Here is a 14288-nt window from a genome sequence, read left to right as displayed (position 1 = left end):
TAAACACTGAAGACCAATTGAACGATATGAAAAAGGGGATGGCATGGATGCATATTTTCAACAGTTGAATACGCTGCTAAAGCAAAACGGGACGGGGATGCCGCAGTTAATCGTGGATGTTGATGCATTAAATCACAACTTGGTGATCACTCAGCAGCAAATACCACATAGTCTGCATCCGCGCTTGGTAGTGAAATCCTTGGCGTGCATGGCATTGCTTCAACACTGTGCTACACAGCTCAAGACACAGCGTTTCATGCTATTTCATTTTGCACATCTGAAAACACTTTTCGAGTCGATGCCACAAGCCGATGTGTTGTTTGGAAAACCGATGCCAATTCAGGCCTTGAAGCATGCAGACAAGGCAGTTTTGCAGGCCACGCAATCGCAAGTGCAATGGCTGATTGATAGTGAACAGCGTTTAGCCCAATACCTCAAATTTGCTGAGCAGCATCAACTGTGTCTACGCATCAATATTGAAATCGATGTGGGTTTACACCGCGGTGGTCTGAAAACGATCGATGAGCTAAAGGCTATTTTGGATGTAATCGTTCAACATCCTCAACATTTAAAATTTTCAGGATTGATGGGCTATGACGCACATGTGGCGAAGATTCCACGACTGATTCAATCTGCTGAACAGACTTATCAACAATCCCAAAAAAGTTATCAACAATTCAAAGCTTATGTACAACAGCGCTATCCAACTTTATGTGATGAACACACCTGTTGGAATGGTGGTGGTAGTCCTAGTTTTAGTTTTCATTATCAGCAGAGCGTCTGTAACGAAGTCTCGTTTGGCTCGATGTTATTAAAACCCGCAGATTTTGAACTGAAAAATTTACAAGCTTTCCAAAGTGCCTTGTGGCTCGCCACACCAGTGTTAAAAGTGTTGCCGCGGACTGAATTACCACAGTTAGAATGGCTCAGTCGTTGGGCAAAATCTCAGGCTGTGTTTATTTATGGAGGCTATTGGCGAGGGGACTATGTTTATCCTCAAGGCAGTCAGCCCCATGCATTATATGGTCGAAGTAGTAATCAGGAACTTGTGCAAATTCCGCAGACAAGTAGCATAGACATAGATGATTATATTTTTTTACGCCCTGCGCAAAGTGAAATGATCATCCCTCAATTTGCACAGCTTTGGTTGTATCAATCAGATCAATTGATCGCCTTAGAGACATTCAGAGAATAAAAAAGCGTCCTTACGTTCTTTGGTTCAATTGTTTCGCAATTTTTTTTTACGTGCGTAACATCAGTTATGAATGAGAACGTGATTATTATGTTGACAGCATAAAGCGCATTTCAGTTGAAATCTGCTTGAATTATCAGGAGTCTTGTAAAAGGCGGTAGAAAAATCAACTTCCATGGGATTAGAGGTTTATTAAAGTTGGCAGGGCGTGTAAAATTTAGGTCGAATTTTATTTATCCACCGTTTTTATCTTTTGGGGGGTCTCCCTCGATCATAATCTCGCGGTGACATGCTCCATTGTACGGGGCATCACTCCTTAAGGATTTTTATATGCCAATTATCACTTTGCCAAATGGCGATCAAAAAGAATTTGATCATGCCGTGTCTGTGATGGAAGTTGCTCAAAGCATCGGTCCTGGTCTAGCAAAAAATACAGTTGCGGGTCGTGTAAACGATCGTTTAGTTGATGCGTGTGATTTAATTACAGAAGATGCAAGCCTACAAATTATCACGCCTAAAGATGAAGATGGTATTCACATCATTCGTCACTCTTGTGCGCACTTGGTGGGTCATGCCGTTAAGCAATTGTTCCCAGAAGCAAAGATGGTCATTGGTCCTGTCATTGAAGAAGGTTTCTACTATGACATCTGGATGCCACGTCCGTTTACTTTAGACGACATGGCAGCAATCGAAGAGCGCATGAAAAAGCTCATCGACCAAGACTACGATGTCATCAAAAAAATGACTCCACGTGATGAAGTGATTAAAGAGTTCACTGCACGTGGCGAAGAATACAAACTGCGTCTGATCGAAGACATGCCTGAAGAAACTGAAATGGGCTTGTACTACCATCAAGATTACTTGGATATGTGCCGTGGTCCGCACGTTCCAAATACCAAATTCTTAAAATCGTTCAAGTTGACTAAAATCTCTGGTGCTTACTGGCGCGGTGATGCGAAAAACGAACAGCTACAACGTATTTACGGTACAGCTTGGGCGGACAAAAAACAGTTAGCTGCCTACATCAAACGTATTGAAGAAGCTGAAAAACGCGATCATCGTAAAATTGGTAAAGCGTTAGACTTGTTCCATATGCAAGAAGAAGCGCCGGGTATGGTGTTCTGGCATCCAAACGGTTGGACTATTTACCAAGTGCTTGAACAATACATGCGTAAAGTTCAACAAGCCAACGGTTACCAAGAAATCCGTACACCGCAAGTGGTTGATTTCACGCTTTGGGAAAAATCAGGTCACGCAGCAAACTATGCTGAAAACATGTTTACGACTCACTCAGAGAACCGTAACTATGCAGTAAAACCAATGAACTGCCCATGTCACGTGCAAGTCTTCAACCAAGGTTTGAAATCTTACCGTGATCTTCCAATTCGTTTGGCTGAGTTTGGTTCATGTCACCGTAACGAACCATCGGGTTCATTACACGGTATTATGCGTGTACGTGGCTTTACACAAGATGATGCGCATATCTTCTGTACGAAAGAACAAATCGGTACTGAAGTTGCAGACTTCATTAAATTGACTTTAGATGTTTATAAAGACTTTGGTTTTGAAGAAGTTCAAATGAAATTGTCGACGCGTCCAGAAAAACGTGTAGGTGATGACAAACTTTGGGACATGGCAGAAAAATCTTTAGCAGATGCTTTAGATGCTGCAGGCCTAGAGTGGGAACTTCAACCGGGTGAAGGTGCATTCTACGGTCCGAAAATTGAATTCTCATTGAAAGACTGCTTAGGTCGTGTATGGCAGTGCGGTACAATTCAATGTGACTTTAACTTACCAGAACGTTTAGATGCGTCTTATGTGACTGAAGATAACGACCGTGATCAGCCTGTAATGTTGCACCGTGCAATTCTTGGCAGTTTCGAGCGTTTTATTGGTATACTTATTGAACACTATGCTGGTTTCATGCCACCTTGGTTGTCTCCAATTCAAGCATGTGTGATGAACATTACCGATTCACAAGCTGAAGCATGTGAGTCAGTCGTCGCTAAACTTAAAGAAAGCGGTATCCGCGCGATTTCAGACTTGAGAAATGAGAAAATCGGCTTTAAGATTCGTGAACGTACTTTAGAGCGTATTCCTTACTTATTGGTTCTTGGAGACCGTGAAGTTGAGGAAGGTACTGTAAACGTCCGTACTCGCTCTGGAAAAAATTTGGGTACTATGTCAATTGATGCATTCGTTGACCTAGTAAAAGCAGCCGTAGCCGAACGCGGCCGGTACATTGTGGAGTAAAAGCGATTAAACAGCCTGACCGTAATCAACAGGGCGGAAAATCAAACCGTCCTGCCTTGAATGATGAAATTCGTGCAAAAGAAGTCCGTCTAGTAGACGAAAATGGCGAGCAAAAAGGGATTGTATCTCTTGCTGACGCTTTGCGTGCTGCAGAAGCAGTAGATCTTGACCTTGTTGAGATTGTTGCTAATGCTGAGCCACCAGTCTGCAAAATCATGGATTTTAACAAGCATTTGTTTGATCTAAAACAAAAGCAAAAAGAAGCGAAGAAAAAACAACATCAAGTACAGGTGAAAGAAATCAAGCTACGCCCTGGTACTGATGTTGGTGACTACAACGTTAAACTACGTGCCATTATCAAGTTCCTTGAAGAAGGCAATAAGGTAAAAATCACGCTTCGTTTCCGTGGTCGTGAAATGGCACACCAACAGTTAGGTTTGGCTCAATTGCAAAAAATTGAAGCTGACGTGGTTGACTATGGTGTTGTTGAACAAACACCAAAAATGGAAGGCCGTCAAATGGGTATGCTGCTTGGTCCTAAAAAGAAAAAGTAAGTATCCATTAAAAAAGCACTGCATTTGCAGTGCTTTTTTTTGCCTATATTTTGGTTTTTTAATCTCAATGATGTTCAAGGGCACCAATAATTTTTGCTGCGTATTGATTGGAAAATAGAGCAAAATTCATGAATGCGAACTTATGTCTGAGGGTATTAAGTAAGTTTCTTTAAGAAAGACAAATTTGATTATATTTTAATTGATATTCAATCGTTGTTTCGATTCAGACGTTTTGAAATGCTTTAATTTAGTTTTAATGTAGGTATAAAGTGAGCAAAGCTTTTTATTGAGCTAACTATGTGAGATCTATTTACATAAAACAGGCTGTGAAATAGGAATTTTCAGTACCCTCCAATAGATTTTCATCTTGGTAATATTAGGTCGTATATTCCATGTCATAAAAGCAATCAGAACAAAGTACATTTCATATAAATAGATAGTAATACAGAGTAGGATTATTTTTTGCAAGATACGCCAAAATTTAAAAAGAGTAGATGAACAGCTTGTAAGCCAGACCCACCAAGGATTCATTAAAAACACCTATGGGTAAGATTAAGTTGAGAATAGATAAAAAACGAAACATATAAATTGGAATCAAGACACTATATTCTTGAGATGGCATGATTTTTTATTCTTGTTTGTCATGTTTTGAATCTAACTAATTTTCTTAATATAAAAAAGACCCCGAAGGGTCTTTTTTTTTATGAGGGTTTACTCAGTGATATTTTCTTGGACAGGACTTTCTATCAATGCCTTTTTGCCAATTGGAATTTGGCGTGGTAGTTTTTCTTCAGGAATAATACGCTGTAAGTCCACTGTCAATAAACCATTTTCATATAGGGCTTGTTGCACTTCTATATGTTCATCTAAGCGTAAAGACAGTTTAAATGTACGACGAGCAATGCCTTTATGCAGGAATTCCACAGTTGTATCTTGCGCTTCAGTTGGTTTACCTGAAATGCTTAGCACTTGATTTTCTAAGTTTAGCGAAAGTTCATCTTCTGTAAAACCTGCGGTTGCCACCACAATGCGATAGCTATTTTCAGCCGTTTTTTCAATATTGTATGGCGGGTAATTTGGTGTGTCGCTTTGCATGGCATAATCAAATAAATCGTTGAAACGATCAAAACCAATGCTACGACGGAAAAGTGGGTTAAGATTTAAACTACTCATAATTAGAACTCTCTTTAATAAGCAAAGTTGTAACAATAAGAAATGTTCAGTGATGCTTGGCATCCACTGTTCACTAACAAGATCGTTTGATCCTTGTACATGTATCAATATCGGTCTGTGCTGATTTTTTTCAAGGGATTTTTATAAAAAAAATTATATTTTTTGAATTTTTGTATCTTAAGTGATTTTAAAAGCAAAGTGATAATTCACATTTTAACGTTACTTTTCAGAAAAACTGACAAGCTTTCACTGGATTAAACATGTTATACATAAAGCAAAATGAGATTGCCTTACTGAAAATTAAAAAGGAATATAGATGATTGATCTCTACTATTGGGGTACACCCAATGGACATAAAATTACCATCGCTTTAGAAGAAATGGGTTTGGAATACCAAATTTTTCCGATTAATATCTTGGAAAATGATCAATTTCAGCCAGACTTTTTGAGAATTTCTCCGAACAATAAAATCCCTGCAATCGTGGATCAGAATGGCCCACGAGGAGAGTCAATTTCAGTTTTTGAGTCTGGTGCGATTCTGCAATATCTTGGACGTAAAACAGGTTTGTTTTATCCAGAAGATGAGTTTGAGCGCGTTGAAGTTGAACAATGGTTGATGTGGCAAATGGGCGGTTTTGGGCCCATGTTAGGACAAAATCATCATTTTAGTCGTTTTGCACCTGAACGTATTCCTTATGCAACTGAACGTTATGTAAATGAATCTAAACGCTTATATAAAGTTTTGAACCATCAGTTGATTGGTCAAAAATTTGTGGCTGGAGAGTATTCGATTGCAGATATGGCTATTCTGCCTTGGGCGCTGCGTCATGAATGGCAGCAAATTCAGTTGGAAGATTATCCATACGTGAAAGACTATATCGATCGACTGACGGCCCGTCCAGCGGTACAAAAAGCCTTAACAATACAGGTTTAAAAAAAAGAGCATGGAAACATGCTCTTTTTTTTATGAAATGAATAGAAGCTTTTTCCACCAAGGTCTTTGGTTTTCTTTCAGGGTCTTGAGTGAAAAGTGTTGTACCGCAATAAAGGGGTAGGCTACGCCATTTTCGGTATAAGGTTTGAGCTTGGTACGTAAAAGTGACTGTTCAATCCGCTTATCAATGTGTGTTAGTCCAGAGCTTTTGATTAATTCAGCTTTTTGAACTTCGCCAGTGGCTAAAACATACAATTTAAAACTAAGGTCACGATTTTGATTGCCCAGATCGTCATTGTTGAAGTTAAAAATAGGTCGCTTTTTCCAAATAATTTGATCTTGTGTAATCACGTGTTGTTTGGCAACTTCAGAAGGACTTTGTGCATATAAAGTGGACAAAATTTGTAATAACACGATAAAACTTAAGCAAAGAATTTTTTTCATAAAGTGAGTTAAAATTATTCAATATTTGCGTGGCAGATTAGAAGTCTCATGTATAAATGTAAAGTGCGGAAAGACTCACCTTAAGATTTTAGATAGGACGGAAGAAAATTCTAACGCTGTGTTAGAATGCGGCGCTGTCGAAAAGAACACGTTGTTGACGGCTTAGTTGGACGATTTTGCGATGAAAGACTTTTTCTTAAATTTTACCCGTATTGTTGAAAATAACCCAAGAATCTATTGGAGTATTATTTTTGGTATTGCAGGCTGTTTAGTGCTATTTGTCGCGGAAATTGTGCATGTGCAAAATATTCTTGCAGATTTACATACCAAGGATCAAAACTTGATGCGGGCTGCGATTGAACCGATTTCTTCACAATATAAATGGTCGAGAATCGTTGTGATTATTGCCGCAGTGCTTTGGTCAAATTTTGAATATTTGAAGTCGAAGAAAAAATTAGGTCTCTAAGCATTCGTTTCGATGTGGTCATTTTTAGTTTTATTCTTCGCGGCATTTGGGGCTGCGACCTTACTTCCTTTACAGTCCGAAGCCGTATTGCTCGGCTTGTTGAGCTATGGTCAACATAATCCATGGCTGCTGATTGTGGTGGCCAGTATTGGTAATATTCTCGGTTCTTGTGTGAATTGGTGGCTCGGTTTAAAAGTAGAACATTATAAAAATAAAACATGGTTTCCCGTGTCAGAGCTGAAAATGCAGCAGGCACAGGGTATTTATCACAAATATGGTTATTGGTCTTTGCTACTGAGTTGGCTGCCGATGATTGGAGACCCAATTACTTTAATCGCGGGTTTAATGAAAGAAAACTTCTGGCGATTTGTGTTCATGGTGACCGTAGCGAAAACCGGGCGTTATCTCTGTATTTATCTTATATTTTTAGGTTTCTTCTGAGATAAAAAAACAGGGCATTGAAAGATTCAATCCCTGTTTGAAATGTTGCATCTATTATTTATTTACAGCCGTTCACTTTAAACTGAATTTCATCTTTAAAGTTCGACTTTTTGTAGACCCATAGGGTGCTCGCAGTACGTTTAACCGAGATTTGACTATTTCTCAATGCTTCAACGACTTTCTGATCGAGTGCATAAATGCCAGAGCCTTGCTTGATCTTGACCCTTTTCACTTGTCCGTGTTTATCCACTTTAAAGTTAAATTTGACTTTACGATCATGCTGTTTCAACTCATGACTAGTGAGATCTAATTTTGGTTGAGATACATATTGGAATGGCGTTTTCTTATCTGCACTTTGTGCATTCCAAACTTTTGAATCAAAGTTGAAATCACATTCAGGCGTATTGCCTTTAACTCTCAAATTAAACGCTTGATAGCCAATAATGGCTTTGGCTTCACCATTTTCTAAATGTGGTTTGACTTTAGCTTTTTTGACAGCAGAAATTAAGATTCGGTCGAGTTGATCGACACCTGTACTTTCTTCAACACTTGCATCGGTAATTGTACCTTTTGCATTCGCTGTGACACGAATAATGGCTGCGCGATCACGTTGCTTGAGGTCTTCATTGGCATATAATGGTTTTGGGAAAACCGACCAATTTAAACGCGTGGTTAAATGCGCAGGAGCAACTTCAATATTCTGTGCCGGAAGTTGATGGGTTTTGGTTGAAGCACTAAACGCTGTAGAAAATGGAGCGCAGGCCAAAAGGGTTAAGCACAGATATTGTTTCATAAGTCTATTCTTGCATCACGTCGTAGAGTGATATTGAGTCGATATTGCTGCGCAGTATTTCCTGTATTGAAAATACTGGCAAGGTGTAAATGAAAAATATTCTCTTATTTTTTCGACTGGTGAGTAATGTCCACGCCAAATAAATCACGTGTTTTCGCCCAACTGATTGCTACTACAGCCATTGTCATACAGCCACCACATAGGAAGATTGGTCTTTGCCGATGAGCTGGATGCTCATGATTCGCGATCCCATGAGGTTTATAGCAGGCATAGTAAATGAAAAAAATGGCGACTTTTATTCATGGTCACTCTAGCAAATGCAGGTAGATATATTTTTATCAAGCTACATTTTATAGGCTAATTTTAATGATTTAATTATTTTCACAATCACTGCTATCGAGACGAATTTGATCTGTAGCTGTCATTTTAAAAAATGGAAACCATGATTTTTTAGATTGAACTGCTGTATGGGAAATGATTTGTTTGATTTGTTCATCGATATATTGATTACCAGAACTTTCTATCAGTGTAATGTCTGGAGTGGTTACTGTATTTTTTTTCATTGTGAATGTTATGGAGATAGACGGACTAGTTTTAGTGAACAGACTTCGATCTAAATAGATAGATTGCAAAGTTCGTTGATATTTAAATGCGGTTTTTGCGCCTTTGTCTTGAGCTTCATAAACATTTGAATGAAGTTCTATTTTGCATTGAGGTGAAATACGACTTGGGGAATCAGTATTTTCTTCAATAGTTTCTAGTTTAATAGGTAGGTCAGCAACAAATGAAGTGGCTTGACCATGCTCTATATAAGGCTTAAATCTTGCATATCTTAAGGATACGCTGATTTTTCGATCCAAAGCATCTAAGCCTGTACTTTTGAGAGTTTCGACTTGAGTCACTTTACCAGTCTCATTTACATATAAACGTACAAGAAATTCACGAGACTTACCTTTTAGATCATTTGCATTAAAGTCAATTCTTGGTGTTCTAAGCCAACTAACATCACTAGATTTTAATTTAACTTCTTTGGGCATGGTGTTTAGGTTAGTATCAGCATAGGAATAGCCACATAAAATACTGCTCAGTAAAATCAATGTTTTAATTTTCATAAAATAAATCTTAAATTATTAAAATAAAGGAGAAAAATAGAGTGTAAATCATCCATAAAAAAAGGGCAAAATGAATATTTGCCCTTAATATGATCGGTAAATTTATTTTTTTAAATTTTCATTACTTTGGGTGATATCTACTTTAAATAAATCATGTGTTTTTGCCCAGCTGATTGCAACAACAGCCATGGTCATACAACCACCAAAAAGTGTCGCCATGATCGTGCCCATGTATTTTGCTGCAAGTCCCGATTCAAAAGCTCCAAGTTCATTACTGCTAGAAACAAACATGCCATTCACCGCAGCAACACGACCCCGCATATTTTCAGGTGGATAAAGTTGCAAAATGGTCTGACGAACCACCACAGACACGCTGTCACATGCCCCAGTCATTGCCAGTGCAAAGAGTGATAACCAAAGATTGCTTGAAAATGCGAATAAAATGGTAAATACACCAAAACCCGCTACAGCCAATAACATATTACGCCATGCATGATGAGTTGGAGGGAATTTGGTCAATGCAATCATGGTGATCAGGGCGCCAATAGACGGTGCTGCCCGTAAGTAGCCTAAACCTTCAGGCCCCACTTTTAAAATATCTTCGGCAAAAATCGGTAAGAGGGCAATCACGCCACCAAAAAGCACAGAAACTAAATCGAGTGAAATCGCCCAAAGGACAATTTTGGTTTTCCAGATAAAACGAAAACCTTCACTTAAACTATCTTTTAAATTGTCAGATTCAATTTTAGGGAAGCTGCGTTTACTGAGCAGATTAATGAGAACGAAGCAGACCGTTAGTAGTGCTGCAACACTGAGCAAACTGGTTTCACGGCCTAAAAATGCCAACATAAAACCGCCAAGCATTGGCCCAATAATCACCCCACTTTGCCAACCAATCGTTGTCCATGTTGCACCATTGGCATAGAGCTCCCGCGGGATTAAAAAAGGTTTAAGCGACGTTGCCGAGGGATTATAGAAACCACGGATCGTTCCAAGCCCAAAAATGACCGCATAAATCCCCCAAGACAGTTGGGTGACATCAATTTGGCCGAGACCGTATTTGTGAAATAACCCCCAAAGAATCAGTGGCATCGGTATAGAAAAAAACAGACAAATTTTCATAATGGTCTGTTTATTGAAACGATCTGCAAAGTATCCTCCCCACAAAGAGAGAGCAATAAAAGGAATTGCTTCGGCTAAACCAATTAAGCCCAGTGTTAGCGGGTCTTTAGTGATTTGATACAGTGAGTAAGCAACAATAATTTCTTGAATCAAAATGGCTAAGGTCAGACAAAATTGATTGAGCGTAACAATCGAGAAATCCCGATAACGTAGGGCTGCAAAAGCATCCTGTGCAGGTTTCATAATGGACAGTAATAGTTGGCGTGCCGACATTATATAAGCCTTATTGGGCATCGCTTATAAAATCATCGGAAAATCTATATCAGAAAATTAATTAAGATCGATATTCGGTAGAAAGATTCGCTTTTGTTTTGAGCAGAGATGCTTTAGAATACTCGCTCCCTTACCTGCAGGGCGTCTTTGCAATGGTGCAGACGTGCCGAACAGGTGTTCAAAAGAGGTTCTTATGCCTAAGATGAAAACTCGCCGTGGTGCAGCTAAACGCTTCAAGCCAACTGCAAACGGTTTTAAACGTCACCAAGCGTTCAAACGACACATTTTGACCAAAAAATCTGCTAAGCGTATCCGTCAATTACGCGGCTGTGTAATGGTTCACGTAAGTGACGTTGCTTCAGTTCGCCGTATGTGCCCATACATCTAAGGAGATTATAAATGGCTCGTGTTAAACGTGGTGTACAGGCTCATCGCCGTCATAAAAAAATTCTTGCTCGTGCTAAAGGTTACTACGGCGCTCGTTCACGCGTATATCGCGTAGCGTTCCAAGCAGTAATCAAAGCAGGTCAATATGCTTACCGTGACCGTCGTCAAAAGAAACGTCAATTCCGTGCTCTATGGATTGCGCGTATCAATGCTGGTGCTCGTCAAAATGGTTTGTCGTACAGCCGTATGATCGCTGGCTTGAAAAAAGCTCAAGTGATTATCGACCGTCGCGTACTTGCTGACATCGCTATGCATGACGCAGTTGCGTTTGCTGCTTTAGCTTCTAAAGCTAAAGATGCATTAGCTGCATAAGTCTTTATGACTTAAAAAAAGACCGCTTTTAGCGGTCTTTTTTTTATGGACGAATTTGATTAGACATCTTATTTTTTCGACCATATGGCTAAAAACACAATGATGCCAATTGTGATTGCGGCAAATTTTATAAACTCAAATTGTTTAAAAAGTAAATAAAAGCCATAAAGTAAAGCGAATAGCATGGCAAAAATTAAAACTAAAGAAAAAAATGCAACCCATGGTTTTTCAGGCTCTTTATCTGTTGAAGTGTTGGTGGCGGAAAGAGCTTGATCAGATGTTGCCTTGAAATAATTAACTTTGGGGTATTTTTTCTGTAGTTGTTTGAGTAAAGCTTTCTCTTCATCATTGACTAAATTTTCGTGCTTGAAATGATTGGCTGTATAGCACGTGACATCTACATGGTGTTCTGACAGTTTGTACTCATAATCCAATAGTTGTGCATATTCTTCGGTTGTAAATAAATGGATCGGTGAACTTTCGTTTTTTACATGTTTTAAATTTTTGATAGCAGCTTCGATTGAATTGAGCATTTTAAGCAGACTTAATCCAACTTGAGGTGAAGCTTGATGATTCTCCAAAAGAAGAGGGAGTGAATCATCCTGAAGGTCATAATAATACAAATTATGGATCAGTTTAAATTGAGGCTGAGTGTGGGTAGAAAACGGATGTTCAAATAAATCCAGTTGAATGCTATTTACTAAACTGCTCCAACTCGATTTTTTATCAAAGCAAAAGCATTCGTTCCGCTGTTGTTGATTGAGCTCAATCAATGTAAACAGTCCGAATGCGTCATGAAATTGTGTGGAACTTGCACCCCAAAACTCCCGAGGATCACCAATAGGGCTGATATCTAAAATTTTCGTTTCAGATTGGATTTGAACCAGTGCAAAGGCTTGATTTAAATTGTTGTGGAAAACAGCAAGAGGGTAGTTGGTTTTTACAAAGTCAAAATGAGGATGTTGATTAAGTTTTGCATGCTCAAAAAGAAGATCAAATGGATAAAGTGAGCATGTTCTAATCCGCTTTTCAGCCATATACATGATCAAATGATCAACTGAGTCATGTAGTAATGCATTGGTTTTAAAATCGCGAATCAAGAAAATGTCGCAAGCTTGGCCGCACCATGGGTGCAAAATCTCGTCATAGTAAATTTTCTGGTTAAAAAAGCGTTGAGCGTTATATTGCAAACCAAGAATAAATTGCTCGTAATGATCTAGCATAATGAATCATTTTTTTATTTTTCAATTGTAAGTTATCTTAGCTTGAATTTGATTCAAAAGGTAACGGCCTGGTGCGCAAACAGTATCACTTCCGCCAAGTAGGTGATGATACGTATATTTGGGATGTACATCGTTTAGTAAAACTCAGTCAAAATTTTAAGATTCAGCAAATCCCTGTAAATGACATTCAAGAGTTAAATGAAGCATATTGGTTTCCAAAATCTGTACCGACCACACAGCAAATTATTGAACATCTGCAATTGGTAAATGATGCAGACTTAAGTTATCCCATTATTTTATGTGCCAGTGGTCGAGTGATGGATGGGATGCATCGAGTCGCGAAAGCCTGCATTTCTAATCAGTCAGATATATTAGCCGTTCAATTTGAACAAACCCCAAAGCCTGATTTTATCAATATCGATGCAGATCTTTTGGATTATCGTAAAGAATAAAAGTTAACCTACAGATCCAATGCTGTTATCTTGGAGTAGATTCACCAGACTCAAGTAGATCATCATGACAATGAAAAGAATAAACGTAGTCGGTACATCAGCCACTGGAAAATCAACCTTTTCCAGAGCTTTGGCGGAAAAATTAAGGTTACATTATATTGAACTGGATAACCTATTTTGGCTGGATGATTGGCAGGAGTGTCCTGACGAAATCTTTTTTGCACGTATCGAAGCTGAAATTGCCAAAGCAAAAAATGGTTATGTTATTGATGGCAACTATACTCGGGCGATTCCGGTGAAATGGTCGGAAATAGATACGGTGATATGGTTAGACCTTCCGTTTCCAGTCAATTTATACCGCTCTGTAAAGCGCGCATTTTCTCGGGCTAAGTCCAAACAAGATCTTTGGCCAGATTCAAATAATCAGGAAAGTTTATGGCGGATGTTTGGTCGAGATTCCATTGTCTGGTGGATGATTAAGACCCATAAAAAGAATCGTGAAAAATATCTACAGATGATGAATGCACCTGAATATCAACATATTCAATGGATTCGTTTAAAGTCTGCAAATGCAGTTGATGCATTTTTAGAACAATTGGACTCTTATGTTTTTGATGTTTAAGTTTTGATGTTTTATCAATAAAAAGTGCAGTTAAGTTACAGAAATAATCTTTATACCGCGCTTTGCGACATGCCTAATGTATGGATAGAAAAGAACAAAAGGAAAATAAAATGTTGGCTGAAATAGTTGGTATGGGTCAAGGTAGCATTACTGTAGAGCTCGAAATGATTCCCCGCAAAGGTGAGGCAGTCAAAATCATGTATGGTGCAGACGCAGAGCTTGAGGGGGAAGTAGTCTCTGTCAGTCATTATATTAATCAACATGCCGATCAGCATCGCGTTCGATTAGAAATTCGTCCATTTAATTATTTAATTACCTCATAATTTTGAGGTCTTTTATACATAAGCATGTCTTGTCCTGAAATAGATTGACAGTATTCCACTTCAAACCGAGTTAAGCAATTAGCTCGGTTTTAGTTTGCTCATACGTCTGATTCGGGGTGTTCATATTTAAACTTAAATGTGGTCTATAACAA

At 38.7% G+C, this 14288-nt stretch carries 17 protein-coding genes; 11 read left to right on the top strand and 6 right to left on the bottom strand.

Going from position 1 to position 14288, the window contains the following annotated elements; translation table 11 throughout:
- Positions 1–43 precede the first annotated feature (43 nt).
- The 3 genes from FTU17_RS10130 (at position 44) to infC (ending at position 3999) form a co-directional block, all read left to right on the top strand.
- A complete protein-coding gene (locus tag FTU17_RS10130; RefSeq protein ID WP_168378469.1) occupies positions 44–1195 on the top strand; it encodes an alanine racemase in 1152 nt (383 codons plus the stop codon).
- Positions 1196–1522: 327 nt separating this feature from the next.
- Complete coding sequence (gene thrS / locus FTU17_RS10125) at positions 1523–3445, top strand: threonine--tRNA ligase (protein WP_180065882.1); 1923 nt, start codon at positions 1523–1525, stop codon at positions 3443–3445.
- 5 nt (positions 3446–3450) lie between these two features.
- Positions 3451–3999: a translation initiation factor IF-3 gene (gene infC, locus FTU17_RS10120; RefSeq protein WP_078192643.1), complete on the top strand. Its 549-nt coding sequence runs from the start codon at positions 3451–3453 to the stop codon at positions 3997–3999.
- Between the two features lie 711 nt (positions 4000–4710).
- Here infC and FTU17_RS10115 read toward each other — a convergent pair.
- Positions 4711–5172: an Hsp20 family protein gene (locus FTU17_RS10115; RefSeq protein WP_180135341.1), complete on the bottom strand. Its 462-nt coding sequence runs from the start codon at positions 5170–5172 to the stop codon at positions 4711–4713.
- A gap of 316 nt (positions 5173–5488) precedes the next feature.
- Here FTU17_RS10115 and FTU17_RS10110 point away from each other — a divergent pair, with 316 nt between their 5' ends.
- Positions 5489–6106: a glutathione S-transferase N-terminal domain-containing protein gene (locus tag FTU17_RS10110; protein ID WP_180093395.1), complete on the top strand. Its 618-nt coding sequence runs from the start codon at positions 5489–5491 to the stop codon at positions 6104–6106.
- A 30-nt stretch (positions 6107–6136) separates the two neighbouring features.
- Here FTU17_RS10110 and FTU17_RS10105 read toward each other — a convergent pair whose 3' ends face one another.
- Positions 6137–6550: an energy transducer TonB gene (locus FTU17_RS10105; RefSeq protein WP_180135340.1), complete on the bottom strand. Its 414-nt coding sequence runs from the start codon at positions 6548–6550 to the stop codon at positions 6137–6139.
- 181 nt (positions 6551–6731) lie between these two features.
- Here FTU17_RS10105 and FTU17_RS10100 point away from each other — a divergent pair, with 181 nt between their 5' ends.
- Positions 6732–7016, top strand: coding sequence for a hypothetical protein (locus FTU17_RS10100; RefSeq protein WP_078189584.1), 285 nt, complete (start codon positions 6732–6734; stop codon positions 7014–7016).
- A 12-nt stretch (positions 7017–7028) separates the two neighbouring features.
- Positions 7029–7457, top strand: coding sequence for a YqaA family protein (locus tag FTU17_RS10095; RefSeq protein WP_078192638.1), 429 nt, complete (start codon positions 7029–7031; stop codon positions 7455–7457).
- Between the two features lie 58 nt (positions 7458–7515).
- On the opposite strand, the gene FTU17_RS10090 is transcribed toward FTU17_RS10095, so the two are convergent.
- The 3 genes from FTU17_RS10090 to FTU17_RS10080 all read right to left on the bottom strand — a co-directional run bounded on the left by FTU17_RS10090 (position 7516) and on the right by FTU17_RS10080 (position 10727).
- Positions 7516–8250, bottom strand: coding sequence for an energy transducer TonB (locus FTU17_RS10090; protein ID WP_180135338.1), 735 nt, complete (start codon positions 8248–8250; stop codon positions 7516–7518).
- Between the two features lie 371 nt (positions 8251–8621).
- Positions 8622–9362: an energy transducer TonB gene (locus FTU17_RS10085; protein WP_180007234.1), complete on the bottom strand. Its 741-nt coding sequence runs from the start codon at positions 9360–9362 to the stop codon at positions 8622–8624.
- Between the two features lie 102 nt (positions 9363–9464).
- Entirely contained in the window at positions 9465–10727 is a 1263-nt protein-coding gene (locus tag FTU17_RS10080; RefSeq protein ID WP_180135372.1) for an MFS transporter, read from the bottom strand.
- 223 nt (positions 10728–10950) lie between these two features.
- Between FTU17_RS10080 and rpmI the strand changes: the two genes are divergently transcribed.
- Positions 10951–11145 carry a 50S ribosomal protein L35 gene (rpmI, locus tag FTU17_RS10075; RefSeq protein ID WP_065994397.1) on the top strand — a complete coding sequence of 65 codons (195 nt, stop codon included), beginning with the start codon at positions 10951–10953 and terminating at the stop codon, positions 11143–11145.
- Positions 11146–11156: 11 nt separating this feature from the next.
- Positions 11157–11516, top strand: a complete 360-nt coding sequence (gene rplT / locus FTU17_RS10070; protein ID WP_004647525.1) for a 50S ribosomal protein L20 — start codon at positions 11157–11159, stop codon at positions 11514–11516.
- 68 nt (positions 11517–11584) lie between these two features.
- On the opposite strand, the gene FTU17_RS10065 is transcribed toward rplT, so the two are convergent.
- Positions 11585–12739 (bottom strand): hypothetical protein, encoded by a 1155-nt coding sequence (locus tag FTU17_RS10065; protein ID WP_180135336.1) that lies wholly within the window; start codon positions 12737–12739, stop codon positions 11585–11587.
- 71 nt (positions 12740–12810) lie between these two features.
- Here FTU17_RS10065 and FTU17_RS10060 point away from each other — a divergent pair, with 71 nt between their 5' ends.
- The 3 genes from FTU17_RS10060 (at position 12811) to FTU17_RS10050 (ending at position 14136) form a co-directional block, all read left to right on the top strand.
- The gene (locus tag FTU17_RS10060; protein WP_180020967.1) at positions 12811–13191 is read left to right on the top strand and encodes a hypothetical protein; all 381 of its coding nucleotides are present in this window, start codon (positions 12811–12813) and stop codon (positions 13189–13191) included.
- 70 nt (positions 13192–13261) lie between these two features.
- Entirely contained in the window at positions 13262–13813 is a 552-nt protein-coding gene (locus FTU17_RS10055; RefSeq protein WP_180020965.1) for an adenylate kinase, read from the top strand.
- Between the two features lie 110 nt (positions 13814–13923).
- Positions 13924–14136 carry a hypothetical protein gene (locus FTU17_RS10050; RefSeq protein WP_180121632.1) on the top strand — a complete coding sequence of 71 codons (213 nt, stop codon included), beginning with the start codon at positions 13924–13926 and terminating at the stop codon, positions 14134–14136.
- Positions 14137–14288 lie beyond the last annotated feature (152 nt).

Source organism: Acinetobacter sp. YH12070, from assembly GCF_013419625.1.
Classification (GTDB): domain Bacteria; phylum Pseudomonadota; class Gammaproteobacteria; order Pseudomonadales; family Moraxellaceae; genus Acinetobacter; species Acinetobacter amyesii.
The sequence above is the reverse complement of the archived record's forward strand: the minus strand, read 5'-3'. Positions and strand labels throughout refer to the sequence as shown.

What these genes read in the sequence shown, in the direction of transcription:
- FTU17_RS10130 (WP_168378469.1), top strand. Translation starts at nt 44, where the DNA reads ATGGATGCATATTTTCAACAGTTGAATACGCTGCTAAAGCAAAACGGG.
- thrS (WP_180065882.1), top strand. Translation starts at nt 1,523, where the DNA reads ATGCCAATTATCACTTTGCCAAATGGCGATCAAAAAGAATTTGATCAT.
- FTU17_RS10115 (WP_180135341.1), bottom strand. Translation starts at nt 5,172, where the DNA reads ATGAGTAGTTTAAATCTTAACCCACTTTTCCGTCGTAGCATTGGTTTT.
- FTU17_RS10110 (WP_180093395.1), top strand. Translation starts at nt 5,489, where the DNA reads ATGATTGATCTCTACTATTGGGGTACACCCAATGGACATAAAATTACC.
- FTU17_RS10105 (WP_180135340.1), bottom strand. Translation starts at nt 6,550, where the DNA reads ATGAAAAAAATTCTTTGCTTAAGTTTTATCGTGTTATTACAAATTTTG.
- FTU17_RS10100 (WP_078189584.1), top strand. Translation starts at nt 6,732, where the DNA reads ATGAAAGACTTTTTCTTAAATTTTACCCGTATTGTTGAAAATAACCCA.
- FTU17_RS10095 (WP_078192638.1), top strand. Translation starts at nt 7,029, where the DNA reads ATGTGGTCATTTTTAGTTTTATTCTTCGCGGCATTTGGGGCTGCGACC.
- FTU17_RS10090 (WP_180135338.1), bottom strand. Translation starts at nt 8,250, where the DNA reads ATGAAACAATATCTGTGCTTAACCCTTTTGGCCTGCGCTCCATTTTCT.
- FTU17_RS10085 (WP_180007234.1), bottom strand. Translation starts at nt 9,362, where the DNA reads ATGAAAATTAAAACATTGATTTTACTGAGCAGTATTTTATGTGGCTAT.
- FTU17_RS10080 (WP_180135372.1), bottom strand. Translation starts at nt 10,727, where the DNA reads ATGAAACCTGCACAGGATGCTTTTGCAGCCCTACGTTATCGGGATTTC.
- rpmI (WP_065994397.1), top strand. Translation starts at nt 10,951, where the DNA reads ATGCCTAAGATGAAAACTCGCCGTGGTGCAGCTAAACGCTTCAAGCCA.
- rplT (WP_004647525.1), top strand. Translation starts at nt 11,157, where the DNA reads ATGGCTCGTGTTAAACGTGGTGTACAGGCTCATCGCCGTCATAAAAAA.
- FTU17_RS10065 (WP_180135336.1), bottom strand. Translation starts at nt 12,739, where the DNA reads ATGCTAGATCATTACGAGCAATTTATTCTTGGTTTGCAATATAACGCT.
- FTU17_RS10055 (WP_180020965.1), top strand. Translation starts at nt 13,262, where the DNA reads ATGAAAAGAATAAACGTAGTCGGTACATCAGCCACTGGAAAATCAACC.
- FTU17_RS10050 (WP_180121632.1), top strand. Translation starts at nt 13,924, where the DNA reads ATGTTGGCTGAAATAGTTGGTATGGGTCAAGGTAGCATTACTGTAGAG.